The 20,544-nt window shown below is 69.0% G+C and carries 21 protein-coding genes; 15 read left to right on the top strand and 6 right to left on the bottom strand.

Features of this window, described 5'->3' with window-relative positions; translation table 11 throughout:
• Positions 1-80: 80 nt before the first annotated feature.
• Complete coding sequence (locus tag QUC20_RS15730; RefSeq protein ID WP_120263953.1) at positions 81-1,073, bottom strand: LacI family DNA-binding transcriptional regulator; 993 nt, start codon at positions 1,071-1,073, stop codon at positions 81-83.
• Between the two features lie 159 nt (positions 1,074-1,232).
• Between QUC20_RS15730 and QUC20_RS15725 the strand changes: the two genes are divergently transcribed.
• The 8 genes from QUC20_RS15725 to QUC20_RS15690 all read left to right on the top strand — a co-directional run bounded on the left by QUC20_RS15725 (position 1,233) and on the right by QUC20_RS15690 (position 9,360).
• On the top strand, positions 1,233-3,092 hold the full coding sequence (locus tag QUC20_RS15725) for a glycoside hydrolase family 2 protein (protein ID WP_289330492.1): 1,860 nt from the start codon (positions 1,233-1,235) through the stop codon (positions 3,090-3,092).
• Positions 3,093-3,164: 72 nt separating this feature from the next.
• On the top strand, positions 3,165-4,475 hold the full coding sequence (locus QUC20_RS15720; protein WP_289330491.1) for an ABC transporter substrate-binding protein: 1,311 nt from the start codon (positions 3,165-3,167) through the stop codon (positions 4,473-4,475).
• Between the two features lie 61 nt (positions 4,476-4,536).
• Positions 4,537-5,478, top strand: a complete 942-nt coding sequence (locus tag QUC20_RS15715) for a carbohydrate ABC transporter permease (RefSeq protein WP_120263956.1) — start codon at positions 4,537-4,539, stop codon at positions 5,476-5,478.
• On the top strand, positions 5,475-6,398 hold the full coding sequence (locus tag QUC20_RS15710) for a carbohydrate ABC transporter permease (RefSeq protein ID WP_289330490.1): 924 nt from the start codon (positions 5,475-5,477) through the stop codon (positions 6,396-6,398). Before QUC20_RS15715 ends, QUC20_RS15710 begins: the two co-directional genes overlap by 4 nt.
• The gene (locus QUC20_RS15705; RefSeq protein WP_289330489.1) at positions 6,395-7,018 is read left to right on the top strand and encodes a hypothetical protein; all 624 of its coding nucleotides are present in this window, start codon (positions 6,395-6,397) and stop codon (positions 7,016-7,018) included. The genes QUC20_RS15710 and QUC20_RS15705 overlap by 4 nt, the downstream gene beginning before the upstream one ends.
• A 27-nt stretch (positions 7,019-7,045) precedes the next feature.
• On the top strand, positions 7,046-7,840 hold the full coding sequence (locus QUC20_RS15700) for an SDR family NAD(P)-dependent oxidoreductase (protein ID WP_289330488.1): 795 nt from the start codon (positions 7,046-7,048) through the stop codon (positions 7,838-7,840).
• A complete protein-coding gene (locus tag QUC20_RS15695) occupies positions 7,837-8,556 on the top strand; it encodes an SDR family oxidoreductase (protein WP_289330487.1) in 720 nt (239 codons plus the stop codon). The genes QUC20_RS15700 and QUC20_RS15695 overlap by 4 nt, the downstream gene beginning before the upstream one ends.
• Positions 8,557-8,664: 108 nt before the next feature.
• On the top strand, positions 8,665-9,360 hold the full coding sequence (locus tag QUC20_RS15690; protein ID WP_289330486.1) for a helix-turn-helix domain-containing protein: 696 nt from the start codon (positions 8,665-8,667) through the stop codon (positions 9,358-9,360).
• A 6-nt stretch (positions 9,361-9,366) separates the two neighbouring features.
• On the opposite strand, the gene QUC20_RS15685 is transcribed toward QUC20_RS15690, so the two are convergent.
• The 3 genes from QUC20_RS15685 to QUC20_RS15675 form a co-directional block, all read right to left on the bottom strand.
• A complete protein-coding gene (locus tag QUC20_RS15685; RefSeq protein WP_289330485.1) occupies positions 9,367-9,765 on the bottom strand; it encodes a VOC family protein in 399 nt (132 codons plus the stop codon).
• Positions 9,766-10,008: 243 nt separating this feature from the next.
• A complete protein-coding gene (locus QUC20_RS15680) occupies positions 10,009-11,232 on the bottom strand; it encodes a hypothetical protein (RefSeq protein ID WP_289330484.1) in 1,224 nt (407 codons plus the stop codon).
• Positions 11,229-12,215: a hypothetical protein gene (locus QUC20_RS15675; RefSeq protein ID WP_289330483.1), complete on the bottom strand. Its 987-nt coding sequence runs from the start codon at positions 12,213-12,215 to the stop codon at positions 11,229-11,231. Before QUC20_RS15675 ends, QUC20_RS15680 begins: the two co-directional genes overlap by 4 nt.
• Before the next feature lie 175 nt (positions 12,216-12,390).
• Between QUC20_RS15675 and rpsF the strand changes: the two genes are divergently transcribed.
• The 4 genes from rpsF to rplI are packed head-to-tail and all read left to right on the top strand — an operon-like array spanning position 12,391 to position 14,064.
• Positions 12,391-12,747, top strand: coding sequence for a 30S ribosomal protein S6 (rpsF, locus tag QUC20_RS15670; RefSeq protein ID WP_036305492.1), 357 nt, complete (start codon positions 12,391-12,393; stop codon positions 12,745-12,747).
• Between the two features lie 5 nt (positions 12,748-12,752).
• Positions 12,753-13,286, top strand: coding sequence for a single-stranded DNA-binding protein (locus QUC20_RS15665; RefSeq protein WP_120263965.1), 534 nt, complete (start codon positions 12,753-12,755; stop codon positions 13,284-13,286).
• A gap of 59 nt (positions 13,287-13,345) precedes the next feature.
• Entirely contained in the window at positions 13,346-13,600 is a 255-nt protein-coding gene (gene rpsR, locus QUC20_RS15660) for a 30S ribosomal protein S18 (protein ID WP_023953545.1), read from the top strand.
• Between the two features lie 11 nt (positions 13,601-13,611).
• On the top strand, positions 13,612-14,064 hold the full coding sequence (gene rplI / locus QUC20_RS15655) for a 50S ribosomal protein L9 (protein ID WP_120263966.1): 453 nt from the start codon (positions 13,612-13,614) through the stop codon (positions 14,062-14,064).
• Positions 14,065-14,462: 398 nt separating this feature from the next.
• On the opposite strand, the gene QUC20_RS15650 is transcribed toward rplI, so the two are convergent.
• Both QUC20_RS15650 and QUC20_RS15645 read right to left on the bottom strand, forming a co-directional pair.
• Positions 14,463-16,190, bottom strand: a complete 1,728-nt coding sequence (locus tag QUC20_RS15650; RefSeq protein ID WP_289330482.1) for a chaplin family protein — start codon at positions 16,188-16,190, stop codon at positions 14,463-14,465.
• A gap of 80 nt (positions 16,191-16,270) precedes the next feature.
• The gene (locus QUC20_RS15645) at positions 16,271-17,389 is read right to left on the bottom strand and encodes a hypothetical protein (protein ID WP_289330481.1); all 1,119 of its coding nucleotides are present in this window, start codon (positions 17,387-17,389) and stop codon (positions 16,271-16,273) included.
• 464 nt (positions 17,390-17,853) lie between these two features.
• Here QUC20_RS15645 and dnaB point away from each other — a divergent pair, with 464 nt between their 5' ends.
• From dnaB to QUC20_RS15630, 3 genes are all read left to right on the top strand, one after another.
• On the top strand, positions 17,854-19,224 hold the full coding sequence (gene dnaB / locus QUC20_RS15640) for a replicative DNA helicase (RefSeq protein ID WP_036304736.1): 1,371 nt from the start codon (positions 17,854-17,856) through the stop codon (positions 19,222-19,224).
• A 73-nt stretch (positions 19,225-19,297) separates the two neighbouring features.
• On the top strand, positions 19,298-19,645 hold the full coding sequence (locus QUC20_RS15635; protein ID WP_120263969.1) for a hypothetical protein: 348 nt from the start codon (positions 19,298-19,300) through the stop codon (positions 19,643-19,645).
• Positions 19,642-20,544, top strand: a complete 903-nt coding sequence (locus QUC20_RS15630; RefSeq protein ID WP_289330480.1) for an ATP-grasp fold amidoligase family protein — start codon at positions 19,642-19,644, stop codon at positions 20,542-20,544. The genes QUC20_RS15635 and QUC20_RS15630 overlap by 4 nt, the downstream gene beginning before the upstream one ends.

The raw sequence follows: 20,544 nt of genomic DNA, 5'->3' as shown, positions 1-20,544 counted from the left end.
GCCGAGAGCGCGCATCTGCACGGTGCGGGCCGCTTCGGACCGTGCGGATGCGCACCCTCGCCACCTCGCCGCTGGCGGGATCAGCGGGTGATGAGGCGGTACGGCACCTGGTGGTGCACGCCGGTCTGGCGGGCGGGGTCGCTCAGGATGTCGAGGATGGATGCCGCCGCCTCTTCGACACCGTGGTCGACGGTCGAGAACCCCGGGATGTGGAAGCGCCCCTCCTCGATGTCGTCGAAGCCCATGACCTGCACGCGATCCGGCACGGAGACGCCGTGGGTGCCGAGGGTGTACAGCGCGCCGAGGGCGAGGCTGTCGCTGAAGCAGAACAGCGCGTCGAAGTCGGTGCCGCTCGCGATGAGGCGTGCGACGGCGGTCGATCCTTCGGCGCGATTGAACTGGGCGACCGAGGCGTACAGCGCCGGGTCGTCGGCGATGCCCGCTGCGGTCAGCGCTCGCCGGTACCCTTCGAATCGCAGCCGGGAGGTGGCGGTGGGGCCGGCTTCCTGCACGCCTACCGCGGCGATGCGACATCGCCCCTGCTCGATGAGGTGCGTGGTGGCCGCTGCCGCCGCCGAGACGTTGTCGATGCCGACGTGATGCACGGACGGATTCAGGAGCTCCTCCGCCTGCTCGCCGATCAGTACGAGCGGAGGGCCGCTCGGCCGGTCGCGCACATCGTCGGGAGTGAGGGCGAGCGGACTCATCACGATCCCGTCGAGCGCGGGGAAGCCCTCCCCGGCCATCATCGCCAGCTCCGCCGGTCGGGCGCCGCCCGTCTGCGCGATGAGAACGGTGAGCGCGCGAGTCTGCGCTGTGGATACGAACTGGGACGCGAACTCGGCGAAGTAGGGCTCACGCAGATCGGGGAGCACCAGCGCGATCAGTCCGCTGCGCCCGTTCCGCAGCTGGCGTGCGGCGAGGTTGGGCCGGTACCCGAGCTCGTCGATCGCCGCGAGGATGCGCTGCCGCATCTCGTCGCCCACCCACCCCGTCCCGTTGACGACGTTGGAGACGGACTTCGCGCTCACGCCGACGCGGGCGGCGACGTCGGCGAGTGTGACGCGGGTCATACGGGCTCCTGTCAGATGGTTCCGAGGGTCGCTGTTGACTCTAGTTCAGCGTGGAACTACTGTTTAGTTCAACGTGGAACGGAAAGCGGTTTCCACCGATCCGCTTCGGGCGGATCCACGACGAGGCCGGCATCGGAGCCGGCAGAGGGAGTCATCGCAGTGGAGCAGGATGCCGGTCGAGAGCCCGACACGACGCGTGCGAGCGCGCTGGAACCGGCGCGGCCGCGCCCGCAGCTCGTGCGTAACTCGTTCCTTCTTCTCGACGGGATGTGGGGGTTCGCTCACGATGACGACGATCGCGGTGTCGCCGACCGGTGGTTCGACGGCCGTGAGCTGCGCAGCAGCATCCTCGTTCCGTTCCCGCCGGAGTCGCCGGCCTCGGGCGTCGGCGAGACGGGCTTCCACCCGATCGTCTGGTACCGCAGGACTCTGTCCGAAGCCGACCTCGCCGCCGCCGGTCATCAGCCGAGCCAGCGTGCGATCCTGCGCTTCGGTGCCGTCGACTACCGGGCCGCCGTCTGGATCGACGGTCAGCTGGTCGGCGAGCACGAGGGTGGGCACACCCCGTTCGCCCTCGACATCACGGACGCGCTCGACGGCGACGCGCGGGAGCACGTCATCGTCGTGCGCGCCGAGGACGACCCGCACGACCTCGCGCAGCCTCGGGGGAAGCAGGACTGGGAAGAGCAGCCCCACTCGATCTGGTACCACCGCACGACCGGGATCTGGCAATCGGCGTGGCTCGAGTCCGTCGCGCCGCAGCACATCACCGGGCTCAACTGGACCAGCGACCTCACCGACGGAACGGTGGCCCTCGAACTCCGGCTCAGCCGGCCCGGACACGCGATCGCGAGCGTTCGCATCGCGCACGAGGGTCGGGAGCTCGCCGCCGCGACGATGCGGACGAGTGGCACGCGAGCGACGCTGACGATCCCTCTCGACGGACAGCGCAACGGTCAGAACTACGAGCGACTCCTCTGGAGCCCCGACCGGCCCACCCTCCTCGACGCCTGGATCGACCTGACCGACGACGGCGGACGAACCGACTCCGTGGCGAGCTATCTGGGCCTGCGCAGCGTGGCCTGGAACCGGGGCGCCCTGCTGCTGAACGACCGGCCCGTGACGCTGCGGTCGGTTCTCAGCCAGGGGTACTGGCCCGAGTCGCACCTCGCCGCGCCCTCACCCGACGCCCTGCGACGCGAGGCCGAGCTGATCGCCGAGCTCGGCTTCAATTCGGTGCGCGTGCACCAGAAGGTCGAGGACGACCGCTTCCTGTACTGGGCGGACCGGCTCGGACTGCTCGTCTGGGGCGAGATGGCGGCGACGTACACGTTCGACGAACAGGCCGTGCAGCGGACGACCGCGGAATGGACGGAGGCGGTGCTTCGCGACCGGGCGCACCCCAGCATCATCACGTGGGTGCCGCTCAACGAGAGCTGGGGTGTGCAGCACATCGCCTCGCGCGCCGATCAGCGGGCCTTCGCCGAAGCGCTGTTCCACCTGACCAAAGCGCTCGACCCCACCAGGCCCGTCATCTCCAACGACGGGTGGGAGCTCGGCACCTCCGACCTGTGGACCCTGCACGACTACGAAGCCGACGGCGGCGTCCTCGCCCGCCGTTACGACGTCGACGACCAGGTGCTGCACGGCCTCGTCTCGGGCATCGGCCCAGCCGGCCGCCGCGTGCGTCTGCCGGGTACGACGGACAGTGGGCAGCCGATCATGCTCACCGAGTTCGGCGGCGTGAAGTGGGCGGCCGATGCGAGCCCGGACGACTCCTGGGGCTACTCCGAGGCGCGCGGCGCAGAGGAGTACGGCCGGATGGTCGCGGACATCCTCCGCGCGGTGCAGTCGGGCACGAGAGGCACCGGCGGCCGACCCGACGGGCTCGCCGGTTGGTGCTGGACCCAGCTCACCGACACCATGCAGGAGCGAAACGGCCTGCTCACCGAATCGCGCGAGCCCAAGCTGCCCATCCAGACCATTCGCTCCCTCATCCGAGGAGCCGAGACCGGCTGAACGTCCGCCGGCGTCCGGCCGGCCACATCCCACACCTAACCCGGGCTCATGCTTGCTCAATGAGGAGAAAACATGTTGAAGAGACTGCCCGCATCGTTCGCTCTCGTCGGAGCCGCCGCCCTTCTGCTCGCCGGTTGCGGCGCCGGCAGCGGTTCGAACGCCGCTCCCGAGGACATCACCTTCGACGACGAGACCGCAGCCAAGATCAGCTTCTCGTGGTGGGGGAACGAAGACCGCGCCGCTCGCTTCGAAGAGGTCGTGGCGCTCTTCAACGAGCAGTACCCGAACGTCGAGGTCGTGCGGAACTTCAACGCCTGGGGCGACTACTGGACCGCTCGTAACACCGAGGCGGCAGGAAAGTCGCTTCCCGACGTGGTGATGATGGATGCCGGCTATCTCGGCGAATACGCCAGCAAGGGTCTGCTCGCCGACCTCTCGCCCTACCGCGACTCACTGCTGCCGCTCGAGGGCATCAACGACCAGGTGCTGGGATCCGGCACCGTCGACGACCAACTCGTCGGGGTCCCGCTGGGGACGAACGCCTGGTCGATGATGTACAACAAGGACATCCTCGACTCGTTCGGCATCGACTATCCGACCGACGACATGACCTGGGACGAGTTCAACGACTTCGTCCTCGAGGTCAACGCGGCAGGCGCGTCATCCGAACCCCGGATCTACGGGGCAGAGGACTACACGGGCGGCCTTCCGAACTTCATCTACCACCTCATGCAGGACGGCAGCCCGGTCTTCGAAGAGGACGGCTCGCCTGCGTTCGACGAGAACGATGTGATCGAATATCTCGACGGCGCCGCCGACCTTCGCGAGGACGGCGACTTCTACCCCGTAGAGCGCAGTGTCGCGCTCTCACCCAGCGGTGGCTTCCTCGCCGGCGAGACCGCGATCTGGTTCAACTTCTCGACGACGGTGCTGCAGGGCATGACGGATGCCGGTACCGAGAACATCGGCATGGTGCAGCCGCCGCTCGAGAAGGGCCAGGACGAGCACGTTCTCGCGCCCAAGCCGAGCATGCTGCTGAGCGTGGCGAAGAACTCCGACCAGAAGCAGGCTGCCGCCGCGTTCGTGGACTTCCTCACCACATCTCCCGAGGTCGCCGAGATCTTCGGCACCTCGCTCGGCACCCCGCCCACCGAAGCCGGGCGCGAGGCGATCGACCAGACCGCGGCCGACACCGTCAACCTCGACTACCTGGCGTCCATCGACGATGAGCTGACCGCCAGCTATCCGATCCTGCCCGCGGGCTACGGCACCATCGAGGCCAAGTGGGGAGAGCTGCACGAGCAGCTGCGATACGGCGATCTGACGACGAAGCAGTTCGCGCAGGAGCTCTTCTCCGAGATCTCGCTGGTACTCGGCTCCTGACCGCTCCGCACGACCCTGCCGCACGGCCGAGGCGCCGGTCCGCAGGAGAAAGGAACAACCCATGACTGCTCCTGCAGCCGTCGTCCCGGTTCGTGCGGGCTCGACCGTGCGGGCCCGGCGTGAGACGCGCGCCGGCTATCTCTTCCTGAGCCCATGGCTCATCGGGTTCTTCGCCCTCACCGCCGGCCCGATGATCGCGTCGCTGGTGCTGTCGTTCACGGACTACAACCTGTTCAACGATCCCGAGTTCATCGGCATCGACAACTACACGCGTATGTTCACCGACCCCAACTTCCTGCAGGCGGTGAAAGTCACCGGCATCTATGTGCTGGTCGGCACACCGTTGAAGCTCGCTGCGGCGCTCGGGGTCGCGCTGCTGCTGAACGCACCGCGCCGTGGGCAGGGGTTCTACCGGTCGGCGTTCTACCTGCCCTCGCTGATCGGCGGGAGCGTCTCGATCGCGATCGTGTGGAAGGCGATGTTCATCGACGACGGCATCGTCGCCCAGATCGGCTCGTTCTTCGGGGGACCGCCGGCTTCGGAGGGCGGATGGGTCGGCGATCCGGCGCGCACGCTCCCGCTGCTCATCCTGCTGACGGTGTGGCAGTTCGGCGCCCCGATGGTCATCTTCCTCGCTGGTCTGAAGCAGGTACCCCCGGAGCTGTACGAGGCGGCATCCGTCGACGGCGCAGGCCCGGTGCGGCGCTTCCTGTCGATCACGATCCCGATGCTGTCGCCGGTGCTGTTCTTCAACCTGCTGCTCGAGACGATTCACGCCTTCCAGGTGTTCAACTCGGCCTACATCATCTCCAACGGCAGCGGTGGCCCGGCGGGATCGACGCTCTTCTACACGCTCTATCTCTACCTCCGGGGCTTCCGCGACTTCCAGATGGGATACGCCTCGGCGATGGCCTGGGTGCTCGTGATCGCCGTCGGGCTGGTCACGCTCATGCTGTTCCGCACATCCCGGGCGTGGGTTCACTATGCGGGGGACGAACGATGACCAACACGATCACCCAGACGGAGCTCATCACCACCGACCCGTCGTCGCGGCGTCGCGGTCGCGATCTCGCGGGAGGGCGGCGTTGGCGCACGCGGGGGAGCGCGGTGGTCTTCCACGTGCTCGCGATCGCCGTGCTCGTCGTCATCCTCTATCCGGCGGCCTGGATGGTGATGTCGTCGTTCAAACCTGGCAACGAGATCATCGGATCGGTGAGTCTCGTGCCGGAGACCTTCTCGCTCGAGAACTACGCCACAGCGTTGGCCGGGATCGGCGGGGTCTCGTTCTGGACGTTCGTCGTGAACTCGCTCGTGCTCGCCGTCGCTTCGGTCGTCGGAGTCGTGCTCTCCTGCTCGGTCACGGCGTACGCGTTCGCCCGCATTCGCTTCCGCGGCAGCAAGGTGTTCTTCCTGTGCATGATCGCGACGATGCTCCTGCCGTTCCACGTCGTGATCATTCCGCAGTACATCGTGTTCAACCAGCTCGACATGATCAACACCTACTGGCCGCTGCTGCTGGGCAAGTTCCTCGCGGCCGATGCCTTTTTCGCGTTCCTCATGATCCAGTTCATCCGCGGTCTTCCCCGCGACCTCGACGAGGCCGCCCGCATCGACGGTGCCGGTCACGCGCGAACGTTCACGGCCGTCATCCTGCCGCTCATGCGCCCCGCCCTCGTCACGAGCTCGATCTTCGCGTTCATCTGGTCGTGGAACGACTTCTTCGGTCCGCTGCTCTACTTGAAGGACCCGGGGATGTACACGATGCCGCTGGCCCTGCGCCTCTACGTCGACCAGACGTCGACGAGCGACTACGGCGCGCAGATGGCGATGGCGATCCTCGCGTTGGTGCCGGTGGTCCTCTTCTTCCTCGCTTTCCAGCGCTACCTGGTGGCGGGCGTCGCGACAGAGGGGCTCAAGGGATGACCTCCCTGCGCAAGCCGGGCGGATCGCCCGAGAGCCGCGCGATCTTCGGCGGCTCGGGTGTCGCGGGGTTCGGCGAGATGTTCGTGGTGGGCATCGGGGTGACGCTGCTGTCGCTGCCGCTCGTGACCCTTGCCCCGGCGTTCGGCGCGGGGGTGCGTCACTTCCGTGCTCACCTCGACGATGAGCCCGACTCGATCCGACTCTTCGCTCTGCGCGGCCTTCAGGCAGTGCGTTCGGGCTGGTGGTTCGGTGCGGCCTGCGCCGTCGTCATCGCGCTCCTCGCCCTGAACGCGGTCGGGGCGGCACAGGGGGCGCTTCCGGGCGGGACGGTCTTCGCGATCATCAGCGGCGGGCTGGCGGTCGTGGTGGCCGTCGCGATGCTGCGAACCGCGGCGCTCTGGACGCCGGGCGCACGATGGATCGACCTGTGGCGCGAGGGACGCGCGGTCGTGACCGACGACCCGGTCGGAACGTCTCTCGTGCTGGTGGGCGTCGGTGTGAGCGCGACGGTCGTCTGGATGCTGCCGCCGCTCATCGTGATCGCGCCCGGGCTGATCGTCGTGTCACTCGTCGCTGCGGAGCGCCGTCGTGCTGCGACATCATCGAGGAGAGCCGCGTAGGCACGTCACCGATCGAAGGAGAGCACGATGCAGTGGGATCTCGACGGCAAGGTCGTCATCGTCACCGGCGCGGGCCGCGGCATCGGCCGAGCCATCGCCGAGACATTCATACATGAGCGTGCCGTCGTCGTCGCGACGGACGTGACCGAGGACGCGGTCGCCTGGGCGGACGAAGCGCGCCGCGCCGCAGGACTCGAGGGCGCCTCCTCGGCATGCGACGTGCGTTCGACCGCCTCGGTGCGGCAGGCCGTGGATGCCGTGCTGAGCCGGTTCGGCCGCATCGACGTCCTCGTGAACAACGCCGGCATCCTGGGCGACGGTCTCATCGAGGATGCCGACGCCGAGACCTGGAACCGCGTCTTCGACGTCAACGTCACGGGAACGTTCCGCACCTGCCAGGCGGTCATCCCCGCGATGAAGCGGCAGGGCGGAGGCCGCATCGTCAACGCGGCGTCGTTCGCCGCCGTCATCCCGAGCGTCGGCGGTGCGGCATATGCGGCATCCAAGGCCGCTGTCGTCCAGTTCACGAGGACCCTCGCGGGAGAACTGGGCCCGTGGGGGATCACCGCGAACGCGTATGCCCCGGGGATGATCCCGACCGACATGAACGGCTTCGCCGACAAACCGCACGACGAGCAGAGTCGGCTGCTCGACACCCTCACCCTCCGTCGCTGGGGCGACCCGCGCGAGGTGGCGGACGCCGTCTGCTTCCTCGCGAGCCATGCCTCGCGCTACGTCACGGGCACCCTGCTCGATGTGAGCGGCGGCAAGTTCGCGACCCAGTTCCCGCAACGCGCATACGAGATGGCGGCCCGGGCATGACCGCCGCCGAACGGCGCGTCGCGTGGATCACCGGCGCCGGCAGCGGGATGGGGCGCGCCGCCGCGCTCGCCCTGGCCCCCGATCGACGTCTCGCGCTCAGTGGCCGGCGTCCGGACGTGCTGGCGCAGACCGCGCGCGATGTGGCGGGCGCGGGCGGAGAGGCCGTCGTGCTCCCGTTCGACACCACTGACGCGGGGGCGGCGACGGCGGCTCGCGACGAACTTCTCAGTCGGTGGGGACGCATCGACGAACTCGTTCTCGCCGCGGGACTGAACTCGCCACGGCGGACGTGGGCCACGCAGTCCGTCGGCGAGGTCGAACAGGTCATCGGCACGAACCTCCACGGCGTCATCCAGGTGATCGATGCAGCCCTACCCGCCCTGCGGTCTTCTGGTTCGGCCTGCGTCGTCGTGGTGTCGTCCATCGCGGCCTGGCGCTTCTCGCCCGTCGCAGGTGTCGCGTACAGCGCCAGCAAGCGCGCGCTCGCCGCTGTCTGCGAGACCCTGAACGCGCAGGAAGCCGCCGCCGGCATCCGGGTGTGCCACCTGTGCCCGGGCGACGTCGACACGGACTTCCTGAGCCTGCGTCCCGAGGTACCCGATGCCGAAGCGCGCCGGCGGATGCTGACTCCCGCCGACATCGGCCGCACGGTGCGCTTCGTCGTCGATGCGCCCCCGCACGTGCGCATCGACGAGTTGGTGATCAGTCCGGTCTGAGGGCGCGAGGGCGCGCGGCTGAGCCGAGGTCCCCGTTCGGCCGGGTATCCAGGGCGGATTCCCGGCTCAAGTGGGACATCGACCGGCTCGAGGCGCGAGACTGGGCCCATGTACTCCGAGGTGCGGTTGTCGGGCGCGGCGACTCTCTGGCGCTCGGCCCACAGCGCCGGGCGTGCCGTCATCCCCGCGGACGGATGCGTCGACCTCATCCTCCGCGACGGGCGGGTCGACGTCGCCGGCCCGTCGACACGCTGGCTCGAGACCGCGCCCGACGGCACGGACGGGTCGACCGGTGTCCGGCTCGCGCCCGGTCACGCCGCCCACGTGCTGCGGATCGACCTCGCCACGATCGCCGATCAGCTCGTTCCGCTCGACGACCTCGCCGCGGCCGGTCACGCGCGCCGTCTGCGGGAGACGATGCTGCGAGCGGCGGATCGGTCGGGGCGAAAGGATGCCGTGTCGCGGATCGCTGCGCTCGGCGACGAGAGCCCACGCTGGATCCACGGCGCTCGCCGCTCGGCGTACGACGCCGTCTCGGCCCGGGATGCTGCCGCGTCGCTCCAGATATCGGAACGCACGTTCCGCCGGCGGATGCTGATGACGTTCGGCTACGGCTACGCCGCCCTGGTGCGTCTGGAGCGGGCTCGCCGCGCACAACGGGTGCTGCGGTCCGGCTCATCGATCGCGGATGCTGCCGCCGCGGCCGGATTCGCCGACCAGCCGCACCTCTCCCGCGAGTTCCAGCGCTTGGTCGGCCGAAGCCCCGCGCAGTTCGCGTCGCAGGTCGCAGTTCGCGTCGAGTGAGGCCCGTCAGCTCGCGTCGAGTGAGGCGTAGAGGTCGACCGAGTTGCCGTCGGGATCGAGCAGCGTCGCGTAGCGCTGGCCCCAGACGGCATCCCACGGCGCCACGTGCCCGGTGAACCCGGACGCGACCATCGCCGCGAACGCCGCGTCGACCTCGGCCGGCGTGCCCTTGTCGAAGGCGAGCGCGATGCGGTGACCGCCCGACGCGGGAGTGTAGGCCGTATCGAACGAGCGGATGGTGTCGATGGTGTCCCATGCCAGGGACGTTCCGTCGTCGAGCGTGGCGTCGACGTGGGGCCGATCGTCCTGGCCCGCATCGATAGGCACGCCCAGGGCTCGGTAGAAGGCGAGTGACGCCGCCATGTCGCTCGTGACGATGCCGATGAATCCGAGTGTGAGTGTCATGGCCTCACCGTAGGGCGGGCCCGTCCGCCTCGTCATGAACGGAACGGCCACCGCCGCGCGCCTCGCGGCCCTGTGGCGGCCCTCGTGCGTGCCGTACGCAGGCTGGATGAGAGTCGCGGGGCGATCGGACGGCGGATAGGGCCGTTCAGCCTGTTGGCGGCACGGGCAATCGCGAACCCCCGCACCGGGATCAGCCCGCCCGAGCGTCGTGACAGCCGCGCAGGCCCGACCGGCGCCGGCAGGTCAGCGCATGGCGGCGAAGAGTCCGCCGATGAACGCGATGACGGGTCCGATCGCTCCGACTGTGACGATCACCAGCACGACGACCACCGCCATCCACGGAACGCTCTTCTTCAGGCGCTGGCCCGGTGCGGCGACACCGGGCGGCGGGCGCAGCAGTCCCGGCGGCGGGGTGACCGGCAGCGCGGGTACGGTTCCGACCGCCTGGCCCGTGCCCGGCTCCGCTGGACCGGGCGTCACCGGGCCGGGGGAGCCGGGTACCGCGGGTACGCCCGCGCCGGACGCCGCCGTCCCGAGCCGGTCGTCGCGCCAGCGCTCCCACTGTGCGAACTTGTCGATCATCGCCGCGACGGCACCGAACAGCCACGACCACGTCGCCGGGTCGAGGGTCGAGAAGTCGCGCTTGCCGTAGAAGAAGAGCCAGTCATCGACGATCTCGACATCCAGCGCGGCGGCGTTGTCGACGAACCGCGCCATGATGTCGGGCGTGAAGAGGTACAGCGCGTCGCGCTCGTAGCCGCGCGGGCAGTAGAGACGGAAGTAGCGGTCGAAGTCGCCCTCGAGGCTCAGGTGCTGATCGCGGTCGAACGTGACGGGCAGGTTCGAGCCGAACAGTCCGTTGTTGCCGAGCGCGTCGAGCACGATGTGGGGTAGGGGAGTCGACAGGTGCACGGCGACGTATCCCCAGGTGTGCGTCTGCTGGTTCTTGCCCGAGCCGGTCGTGTAGCGGTAGTTCGCGAACTCGACGAAACGCGGCTGGTCGCCGCGGACGAGGTTGGATGCCATCCGCCCCGACCCCTGCGAGAAGATCATGCCCGGCAGCGGGGGCTGGGGTCGCTGGGGCTCGAAGCTCATGCCGTTGGCGCGCGCGAAGCGGTCGAGTCGGTACCAGACCGCGGCTTGCGCAGCGCGCTGCCGACGGATGAAGAACGGGATGAGCGCCGCGAGCGCGATGAGGATGACGAGGGGGATGACGCTCGTCAACGACAACACCGCACCCGAGCCCGACTGCGTCCCGATCGCGAACACCAGACCGCCGATGATGGCGGAGAGGACACCGCCGAACACGAGCACGACGAAGGCGATGACGACGACCGCGATGATCACGCCGGCGGTGCCCGAACCGCCGGGAAGCCGGCCGCTGCCGGCCAGGTGCTTGCGAAAGGCGCGCGCGGTAGCCGGGGAGACCGGCTCGAGCAGGGGCCGCGGGTCGAACGGCACGGTCATCGATTCACCTCGTCTGCGCCCCAGTACAGGGATGCGTCGGCCGGAAGGGGCAGGGCTTCGAGCTGGGGTGAGCGGCAGATCGCGTTCACGAGCTCCCGCGAGCCGCCGACGATCGTCGAATCGAAGTCGACTTCCGAGACCATCGCCCAGGAGCGGTCCGCGGGCCAGAGCAGACTCGGGCTCTGCGCCATCGGTGCTGCACCCGCCGCCTCGGCGGCGGCGTCCCGCCAGGGCATCCGCAGCTCCCAGTCGTCGTCGGCGAACTCCCCGACAGCGCCGCGGAACAGGACGAACGAGCGCTCCGGCAGCCTCAGCCGCGGCCCCTCGGAAATCTCCCGCGACAGGATGCCCTCTTGCCAGGTGGGCTTGCGGAAGACGTTGTTGAAGCGGTCCGAGAACGACGAGCCGAGCATGCGGTTGTGGCGGGCCAGGGTGGCATCGTCCGGGTCGCCCATCTGGAAGAACGCGCGCGAGGGATGCCGGCCCAGGTGGCCGAGCAGGCCGCCGCGGCCCTCCCAGAGGCCTGCGGCCACGTCATCCGGTGTCGACGTGTGCCTGATCAGCTCGCGGGCGAGAACCGCCAGGTGGTGCGGGTCGAGATCACCCATCCCGGGTGCTGCGAACCAGCGGCCGTCCGGCGCGCTGCGCTGGTTCGAGCCGAACTCGGGCGAGCGCACGATCGAATCCCACTGCGCCAGCGGATGCAGCGTCGTCTCGAACGCGGCGGCGGTCTCGGCCCACGTGGTGGGACCGGTGACGAGGTCTGCGGTGACCCGCTGCGACTCCTGCCACGGCATCTCGACCCACTCGTCGAACGGGGGAAGCGGGTCGCCGTTCGTGCGGCACTGAACGGATGGCGGATGCAGGACGCGCGCGTACGCCTCGAAGCCCCGGGGCACGACGTCGTGGAACGTCCCCCGCCACGGATCGTCGATGCGTTCGCGCAGCCACTCGCCGGTCGAGACGTCCGCGGTCCATTCCATGCACCCACGCTATCGGGCACCGGTCCGCGGGATCACGCGCGATCAGGTAAGCTGTTGTGGTTGTCCGACTTCGGTCGGGCACGTGCTACACACCCTCCTGCTTCCGGGAAACGCCCGGGAGCCGTTCTAGTCCGAAGGAGGTGGGTCAGTGACGCACACGTACCAGTACGAGCTCATGGTGATTCTCCAGCCCGAGATCGATGAGCGTCAGGTTGCTCCCAACCTTGACAAGTTCCTCAAGGTCATCACGAATGACGGCGGAACCATCGAGAACATCGACATCTGGGGCCGTCGCCGCCTGGCGTACGAGATCCAGAAGAAGAACGAGGGCATCTACGCCGTCGTAAACTTCACCGCGACGAGCGAGACCACGCAGGAGCTCGACCGCCAGCTGAAGCTGAGCGAGTCGATCATGCGCACCAAGGTCCTGCGCGCCGAGGAGGCCATCGCACAGGTCGCCGCCGAGAAGGCGCGCTCCGAGGCGAAGGCTGCTCGCAAGGCTGCCGCCCCCGCTAAGGCTGCGAAGGCTTAAGGCTCATGGCCGGCGAGACCGTCATCACCGTCGTGGGCAACCTCACGGCAGACCCCGAGCTGCGTTACACGCAGAACGGCCTGCCGGTGGCGAACTTCACGATCGCCTCGACTCCTCGCACCTTCGACCGTCAGGCGAACGAGTGGAAGGACGGCGAAGCGCTGTTCCTCCGCGCGTCCGTGTGGCGCGACTTCGCCGAGCACGTGGCGGGTTCGCTGACCAAGGGCATGCGGGTCGTCGCGACCGGCCGCCTGCGTCAGCGCTCCTACCAGGACCGTGAGGGCCAGAACCGCACCGCGATCGAGCTGGAGGTCGACGAGATCGGCCCCTCGCTGCGCTACGCGACCGCACAGGTCACGCGCGCGGCATCCGGCTCTGGTGGTGGTGGCGGCGGCGGAAGCTTCGGCGGCGGTCAGCAGTCGCGCCCCCAGCAGCAGGTGCAGGAGGAGCCGTGGGCGACCCCGGGTTCTTCGGCTCCCGACGCGTGGAGCGCACCGGGTACCAGCGGCGCCTCCTACGGCGACGACACCCCGTTCTGAATCGGATTCCGGGTGCTGCGTGCAGCGGCATCCGATCATCACTCTCGTAAGGAAAAACAATGGCTGGAAAGGCAACCGGCGACCGCCGCAAGCCGCGGAAGGGCGCGAAGAACGCGGCCCCCGCGAAGGCGATCCGCGTCGGCGTCATCGACTACAAGGACGTTTCGACGCTCCGCAAGTTCATCTCGGAGCGTGGGAAGATCCGCGCCCGTCGTATCACCGGTGTCTCGGTGCAGGAGCAGCGTCTGATCGCCAAGGCGATCAAGAACGCGCGCGAAATGGCGCTCCTGCCTTACGCCGGCGCTGGCCGGTAAGGAGCACCGACATGGCAAAGCTGATTCTCACGAACGAGGTCGCCGGGCTCGGAAGCGCCGGTGACGTCATCGAGGTCAAGAACGGGTACGCCCGTAACTACCTCGTCCCCCAGGGCTACGCCGTGGCCTGGACCCGCGGTGGCGAGAAGCAGGTGGCGTCCATCCGCGCCGCCCGCGAAGCCCGCGCGATCCACGACCACGAAGAGGCCGTGGCCCTCAAGAACAACCTCGAGTCGAACAAGGTCAAGCTGGCGGTCAAGGCCGGCGCTGAAGGCCGTCTGTTCGGTGCGGTCAAGCCCGCCGACGTGGCAGACGCCGTCAAGGCTGCTGGTCTGGGCGACCTCGACAAGCGCAAGATCCACATCACCTCGCCGATCAAGGCCGTGGGCGAGCACGAGGCGACCATTCGCCTGCGTGACGACCTCACCGCTGTGATCACCCTGCAGGTGGTCGCCGCCAAGTAATACCTGGCGCACCCGTACGGATGCCGCGGACCTTCGGGTTCGCGGCATCCGTCGTTTCCGGGTGGGTGTCGCCGCGCGTGCGCGGGTGCAAGGTTTCAGATGCGACACCCCGCCAACGGATGGCGTGAGCCGGGGTGTCGGTGTCGATCCGTTGCATCCCGGCCCGCTGCACCACCGGGAGCCGGACGACCCGAACGGCCCGGACGACCCGGCGCGCGCGGATGCAATGGTTCTGGTCCGACACCCCGGTGAGGGATGCCGTGGCCCCGCGTGTCGGTGACGATCCCTTGCATCGCGGCGCGGCGCCGTGAGCGCGACAGTCCGCCCCGAGGGCAGGCCGGAGCGGATGCCGCAGGCTGTGGGCCCGCGGCATCCGCTGTGTCCGAGCTGGCGGTGTGTCAGACGGTGGAGCGACGGCGCAGCGCGACGAGGACGAGCCCCATCAGCGTGAGCGCCAGGGCGCCGAGGCCGAGTGCCACCGGGGTCTCACCACCGGTCTTGGCGAGCGCCAGCGGCCGAGCCGACGCCGCCGAGGCCGACGTGCCGACCACGGTGGTGCCGTTCATGCTCGACGTCGTCGAGACCGCGGGGGTTCCGTCGGTGCCATCCGTGCCGGGCGTCGTGCCCGGGTCGGTGCCGGGGTCGGTGCCGGGGTCGGTGCCCGGGTCGGTGCCGGGGTCGGTTCCCGGGTCAGTTCCGGGGTCGGTGCCCGGGCCGGCCGGGGTGACGACCTCGGTCGTCGAGTCGCCGATCACCGAGATCGCGGTTCCGGTCAGTGAGATCGGCGCCGTGATCGGAAGCGCCAGCTGGGTGCCGCCGAGGATGCCGTCCGAGCCGCTGGTCGATGCGCCCGGCGTGGAACCCGCACCGCCGTTGCCGCTGGTGGTGGTGTCGGTGGTGGCATCGCCGATGACCGAGACGGCGGTGCCGCTGAGGTCGATCGGTGCGGTGATGGGGGCGAGTACCTGGGTGCCGCCGAGGACCCCGTCGGTGCCGTTGGTGGTTGCCTCGGGCGTGGTGCCCGTGGTGCCGCCGGTCGCGCCACTGGTGGTGGTGTCGGTGGTGGCGTCGCCGATGACGGAGACGGCGGTGCCGGTCAGGTCGATCGGTGCGGTGATGGGAGCGAGTACCTGGGTGCCGCCGAGGATCCCGTCGGTGCCGTTGGTGGTTGCCGCGGGCGTGGTGCCCGTGGTGCCGCCGTTGCCGCCGGTCGCGCCGCTGGTGGTGGTGTCGGTGGTGGCGTCGCCGATGACGGAGACGGCGGTGCCGGTCAGGTCGATCGGTGCGGTGATGGGGGCGAGTACCTGGGTGCCGCCGAGGATCCCGTCGGTGCCGTTGGTGGTCGCCGCGGGCGTGGTGCCCGTGGTGCCGCCGTTGCCGCCGGTCGCACCACCGGTGGTGGTGTCGGTGGTGGCATCGCCGATGACCGAGACGGCGGTGCCGCTGAGGTCGATCGGTGCGGTGATGGGGGCGAGTACCTGGGTGCCGCCGAGGATCCCGTCGGTGCCGTCGGTGGTTGCCTCGGGCGAGGTGCCCGTGGTTCCCGTGCCCGTGGTGCCGCCGGTCGTGCCGCTGGTGGTGGTGTCGGTGGTGGCGTCGCCGATGACCGAGACGGCGGTGCCGCTGAGGTCGATCGGCGCGTTCACCGGGGCGACGACCTGGGTGCCGGACGCGACGCCGTCCGCCCCGTCCGTTTCGGCAGTCGGTGCCGGGGCGGGCTGCGCGGGTGCGGGAGCCGGTTCGGTCGACCCGCTGCCGCTGTCCGCCGATGACGTGCTGTCGCCGATGACGGAGACAGAGGTGCCCTCGACCGTCACCGGCACCGAGACGCTGATGAGCGCCTGCGACCCCGAGCCGACGCCATCCGCGCCGCTCGTCGAGCCGCTGGGGGCCGGTGCCGACTGCGGTGCGCTCGCCCCCGAGGCCGAGCTGTCAGCGTCACCGAGGACGGCGAGGGAGGTGCCGCTGACCGTGATCGGCACGTCGACGGAGATGAGGCCCTGGGTGCCCGAGAGCAGCCCGTCCTCTCCCGAGGTGTCGGCCGCGTGGGCGACCGATGCGCCGAGGATCGTGATCCCCCCGGCGAGGAGCGTGCCCCAGACGGCACGCGAGACGATGGTGTTCATGATTGTTCTCTCCTTGAGACTGACGAATGAATGGCGCGAAGCGCCGGGGGTCGTGCCGCGTTGATGCGGCCGACCGCTCGTCAGTCAGGAGAGACGTCAGTGGGGTAGACGGGCGAGATCGGGCCCGTCGAGTCCGTGAGGCGTCCGCGAAGGCGGGGCAGCAGAACGGCCGTCGCTCCGAACGCGAAGAGGGCTGCGGTGACACCGCCTGCGGCACCCGCCGCGCCGGCGGAAGCCGAGCCGGGAACGTTGACGGGAAGTCCGCCGGACATCGGGATGTCGAGCGCGAGTACCTGCTCGCCGACGGACGGCGCGGCGCCAATGGCGGCCCCGACGGCCTCGGATGCGGGCGCGAGCGCGTGCGCCGACGCCACGAGCGTCGCGAGAATGCCCGACCGATCGCCCCCTGAGGTCGGCGTCGCCGCAGCCTCGAGGATGCCGTCCGCAGCCGTGGCGACCGCGTTCATGGGCGAACCGGTCGCGACTCCGGGCTCGAGGTCGTTGCCGGGAATCAGCGGAATCATCGGCTGGTGACCGCCGGGCAGGACGGCATCCGTGATCGGGATGATGGCGGGCGACAGTGCGTCGGTGACCGGCATCAGGGCGTCGGTCACGGGAGTGAGTGCCGACGTGACGGGCGCCAGAGCACCTTCGACCATGCCGAGCACAGGAGCCAGTGGGGCGCCGACGGTCTCGGTCAGCGGCGACAGCGAGGCGACCACGGGAGCCACGGCGGGCGCGACCGCCTCGGTGACGGGCGCAGCGACATCCGACACCTTCTCCACGACGGGGGCGACCGTGCTCGCGACCGGCTCGATGACGTCGGCGACCGGTTGAACTGCCGGGGCGACGACGTTCTGCACGACGGGCTCGACCACATCGCGAACGACGGGTTCGACGACCGGGGCGACGACGGGCGGCGCCGACGAGACGACGGGTGTGACGGCCTGCACGACGGGTTCCGCGACGCGCGCGACGGGCTGGACGACCGTGTCGAGCACGGGCGCGACGATGTCGTCCACCGCCCGATCGACGGGATCGGTGACGGCTGAGACGATGCCCTGGAGTGGGCTGCTCTCGTCATCGGCGGCGTAGGTCGTGGGCGCGAACGCGAGAGAGAGCGCCGTCCAAGCGAAGGCGAGGCCGAGGCCGGTGCCGAGAATCGGCACCCAGCGCGGAGCGCGGCGGTGCTGTTCCATGACGAGCGATCACCTCCCCCGAGAGCGTCGTCATCGTTGGCACGGGACAACCCGTGCCTTCGGGTACTGCTTGGCGTAGAAACATACTCCTGTCGATCCGTCGTGTCTAGGTTTCCCCTGAGTTCATCATGAGCTTTCGCTGAGGCGGACTCGCCGGAGCGCTCGGGCCGACTTGACAAGGCGGTCGTTTTACACAAGTGAGTCCCCAGATGAACAAACCTTCAAGTGAGACTTCAACTACGATCGCCATCCACAGGCTGGGGAAACTAAAAACCCCGATCAGGAGGCTATTAATTGCGAAGTTTCCACGTATCCCCGGGCGTTTTCCACAGGACTTCTGCACAACCGTCGCGGCGTTTCCCGCATTCTCTCCACAGAGTTATCCACAGGCCGGTTTGCGGGTGTCGGACGCCCTCCATACCGTGTACTCCGGCTCGGTCACAGGCCAGGATGCGGGGGTGCGGATGTCGATCGCGGACATCTCTGACGACAGGCTCGGCGGACGGCGCGAACCCGATCGCACTCCGCCGCACGACATGCTCGCCGAGCAGAGCACGCTCGGCGGCATGCTGCTGTCGAAGGATGCCGTCGCCGACGTCATCGAGACCCTGCGAGGCACCGACTTCTACGTGCCGAAGCACGAGCTCATCTACGAGGCGCTGCTCTCGCTGTACTCCCACGGCGAGCCGACCGACGTCGTCGCCGTCACCGACGAGCTCATCAAGAACGGCGAACTGCAGCGGGCCGGCGGCGCCGACTACCTCCACACCCTCACCTCGATCGTTCCCACCGCGGCGAACGCCGGCTACTACGCGACGATCGTCAACGAGCGCGCGCTGCTGCGCCGCCTCGTCGAGGCTGGAACTCGCATCGTCCAGATGGGCTACAACGGTCAGGGCGACGCGGTCGACCTCGTCAACAATGCGCAGGCCGAGATCTACTCGGTGACCGGTGCCGAGAAGGCCGAAGACTACGTCCCGCTCGAGGTCGCCGTCACCGCGGCCATCGACGACATCGAGGCCGCGCGTGGCCGTGACGGTCAGATGACCGGCATCCCGACCGGCTTCTCGGGTCTCGACCAGCTGACCAACGGCCTGCATCCCGGTCAGATGATCGTCGTGGCGGCACGACCCGCCATGGGTAAGTCGACGCTCGCGCTCGACTTCGCCCGTGCGGCGGCGATCAAGAACAACTCGCCGACGATCTTCTTCTCGCTCGAGATGGGTCGCAGTGAGATCGCGATGCGCCTCATGAGCGCCGAGGGTGCCGTGCCGCTGCAGTCGATGCGTAAGGGAACGCTCGACTCGCGCGACTGGACCACGGTCGCTGCCACCCGCGGCCGCATCAACGATGCCCCCCTCTACATCGACGACAGCCCCAACATGACGCTCGTCGAGATCCGGGCGAAGTGCCGCCGGCTCAAGCAGCGCGTGGGGCTCAAGATGGTCGTGATCGACTATCTGCAGCTGATGACGAGCGGTAAGCGCGTCGAGTCGCGTCAGCAGGAGGTCTCGGAGTTCTCGCGCGCGCTGAAGCTGCTCGCGAAGGAGCTGCAGGTTCCCGTCATCGCACTGTCGCAGCTGAACCGTGGTGCCGAGCAGCGTGCCGATAAGAAACCCGCGATCAGCGACCTGCGTGAGTCGGGCTCGATCGAGCAGGACGCCGACATCGTCATCCTGCTGCACCGTGAAGCCGCGTACGAGAAGGACAGCCCTCGCGCCGGTGAGGCCGACCTGATCGTCGCGAAGCACCGTAACGGTCCGACCGACACGGTGACTGTGGCGTTCCAGGGCCACTTCTCGCGCTTCACGGACATGGCGGTCGGGATGGACTGAACGGTCAGCCGACGACCGTTATAGTCCAATGCGCGGAATCGCGCGCATCCCGCCGCGGCCCGTTGGGAGTCTGATGCCGTTCCGCAGTAAAGAGACGCTCGAGCGTTGGCTCGACGAGTTCCACGATCAGCGCGGAGCCGGTGAACTGATCCGTGTCCTCGTTCAGGACGGTTCCGAGGGATCCGATACCGGGCTCGTCGTCGTGCCGCTCGCGAACTCGTCCGTGTCGGTGTTCATGGAACCCATCGAGATCGGTGACGCGCGCTGGCGGATCACCATCGAGCCGCAACCCGACTTCACGATCCTGAGCAGCTTCCAGATGCACGCGCTGGCCGCCGAGTTCACTGTCGCAGCCGAGCTCTGTTCGTTCCTCGAGGCGAAATCGCTCGGTCACGAGGAAGACGACCTCGACGAGTCGTGACCGTCCGAACGCCTCACGTCCGCTGGCGCGAGCGCAGTCGGCTGGTACGGATGCTGCGCCTGTGGCGCACCCGCAACCCGACGACGTTCCGCGAGAAGGTGCGCTACAAGATGCTGCGCGACCGCCGTAGCCTCATCGTCACTTTCGCCGACAAGGCTGCCGTCCGTGATCATGTCGCTTCGCTCGTCGGCGAGCAGTACCTGCCCCGGGTGTACGCGATCGTCGACGACCCGCAGCGACTGCTGAACCTCGATTGGCCCGAGTCGTACGTCGTGAAGCCGACGCACGGCAGCGGTGCCGCACTCGTCGTCTCGCCGACCGCGCCGGCCGACGCCCGCCTCCCCGAGGCGCGCTGGGGGTGGGTCTACCGGCACGTGCGGCCGGAACAGGCGAACCCGCACGAGATCGCTGCGATCGCCGCGGGCTGGCTCGAGAAGCTCTACGGCCAGGGGCCGAACCGCGAGTGGGTCTACGGGCAGGTGCCGCGCCGCGTCATCGTCGAAGAGTTCTTGGTCGGTGGCGATGGCGGCGTCCCGGACGACTACAAGCTCTTCGTCTTCCACGGACGATGCCACTTCATCCAGGTCGACGGCGGACGCTTCGGCGCGCGCACGCAGGACTTCTTCCGACCCGATTGGACCCGCATCCCGATGAGCGGCGGCCCGCCCTGGGCTGATCCCGAGCGCTCGCGACCCGCGCATCTCGACGAGATGATCGACATCGCCGAGCGCCTCGGCGAGGGCACGGACTTCGTGCGCGTCGATCTGTACGACGTCGCCGGTCGCGTCGTGTTCGGCGAACTCACGAGCTTCCCGGCCGGCGGCGACAGCCCGTTCGAGCCGGAGTCGTACAACGCCGAGTTCGGACGACCCTGGACCGTGCCGCGGCGCTACCGCTGA

This window comes from Microbacterium arborescens (assembly GCF_030369635.1).
Classification (GTDB): Bacteria; Actinomycetota; Actinomycetes; order Actinomycetales; family Microbacteriaceae; genus Microbacterium.
Note: the sequence above shows the minus strand (reverse complement) of the source record. Positions and strands in the feature narration are given on the sequence as shown.

Coding starts and splice junctions, on each gene's coding strand:
- QUC20_RS15685 (WP_289330485.1), bottom strand. CDS start 9,765: ATGACACTCACACTCGGATTCATCGGCATCGTCACGAGCGACATGGCG.
- QUC20_RS15645 (WP_289330481.1), bottom strand. CDS start 17,389: ATGGAACAGCACCGCCGCGCTCCGCGCTGGGTGCCGATTCTCGGCACC.
- QUC20_RS15695 (WP_289330487.1), top strand. CDS start 7,837: ATGACCGCCGCCGAACGGCGCGTCGCGTGGATCACCGGCGCCGGCAGC.
- QUC20_RS15730 (WP_120263953.1), bottom strand. CDS start 1,073: ATGACCCGCGTCACACTCGCCGACGTCGCCGCCCGCGTCGGCGTGAGC.
- QUC20_RS15720 (WP_289330491.1), top strand. CDS start 3,165: ATGTTGAAGAGACTGCCCGCATCGTTCGCTCTCGTCGGAGCCGCCGCC.
- QUC20_RS15705 (WP_289330489.1), top strand. CDS start 6,395: ATGACCTCCCTGCGCAAGCCGGGCGGATCGCCCGAGAGCCGCGCGATC.
- QUC20_RS15710 (WP_289330490.1), top strand. CDS start 5,475: ATGACCAACACGATCACCCAGACGGAGCTCATCACCACCGACCCGTCG.
- QUC20_RS15665 (WP_120263965.1), top strand. CDS start 12,753: ATGGCCGGCGAGACCGTCATCACCGTCGTGGGCAACCTCACGGCAGAC.
- QUC20_RS15715 (WP_120263956.1), top strand. CDS start 4,537: ATGACTGCTCCTGCAGCCGTCGTCCCGGTTCGTGCGGGCTCGACCGTG.
- QUC20_RS15650 (WP_289330482.1), bottom strand. CDS start 16,190: ATGAACACCATCGTCTCGCGTGCCGTCTGGGGCACGCTCCTCGCCGGG.
- QUC20_RS15700 (WP_289330488.1), top strand. CDS start 7,046: ATGCAGTGGGATCTCGACGGCAAGGTCGTCATCGTCACCGGCGCGGGC.
- rpsF (WP_036305492.1), top strand. CDS start 12,391: ATGGTGATTCTCCAGCCCGAGATCGATGAGCGTCAGGTTGCTCCCAAC.
- rpsR (WP_023953545.1), top strand. CDS start 13,346: ATGGCTGGAAAGGCAACCGGCGACCGCCGCAAGCCGCGGAAGGGCGCG.
- QUC20_RS15635 (WP_120263969.1), top strand. CDS start 19,298: ATGCCGTTCCGCAGTAAAGAGACGCTCGAGCGTTGGCTCGACGAGTTC.
- QUC20_RS15680 (WP_289330484.1), bottom strand. CDS start 11,232: ATGACCGTGCCGTTCGACCCGCGGCCCCTGCTCGAGCCGGTCTCCCCG.
- dnaB (WP_036304736.1), top strand. CDS start 17,854: ATGTCGATCGCGGACATCTCTGACGACAGGCTCGGCGGACGGCGCGAA.
- rplI (WP_120263966.1), top strand. CDS start 13,612: ATGGCAAAGCTGATTCTCACGAACGAGGTCGCCGGGCTCGGAAGCGCC.
- QUC20_RS15675 (WP_289330483.1), bottom strand. CDS start 12,215: ATGGAATGGACCGCGGACGTCTCGACCGGCGAGTGGCTGCGCGAACGC.
- QUC20_RS15690 (WP_289330486.1), top strand. CDS start 8,665: ATGTACTCCGAGGTGCGGTTGTCGGGCGCGGCGACTCTCTGGCGCTCG.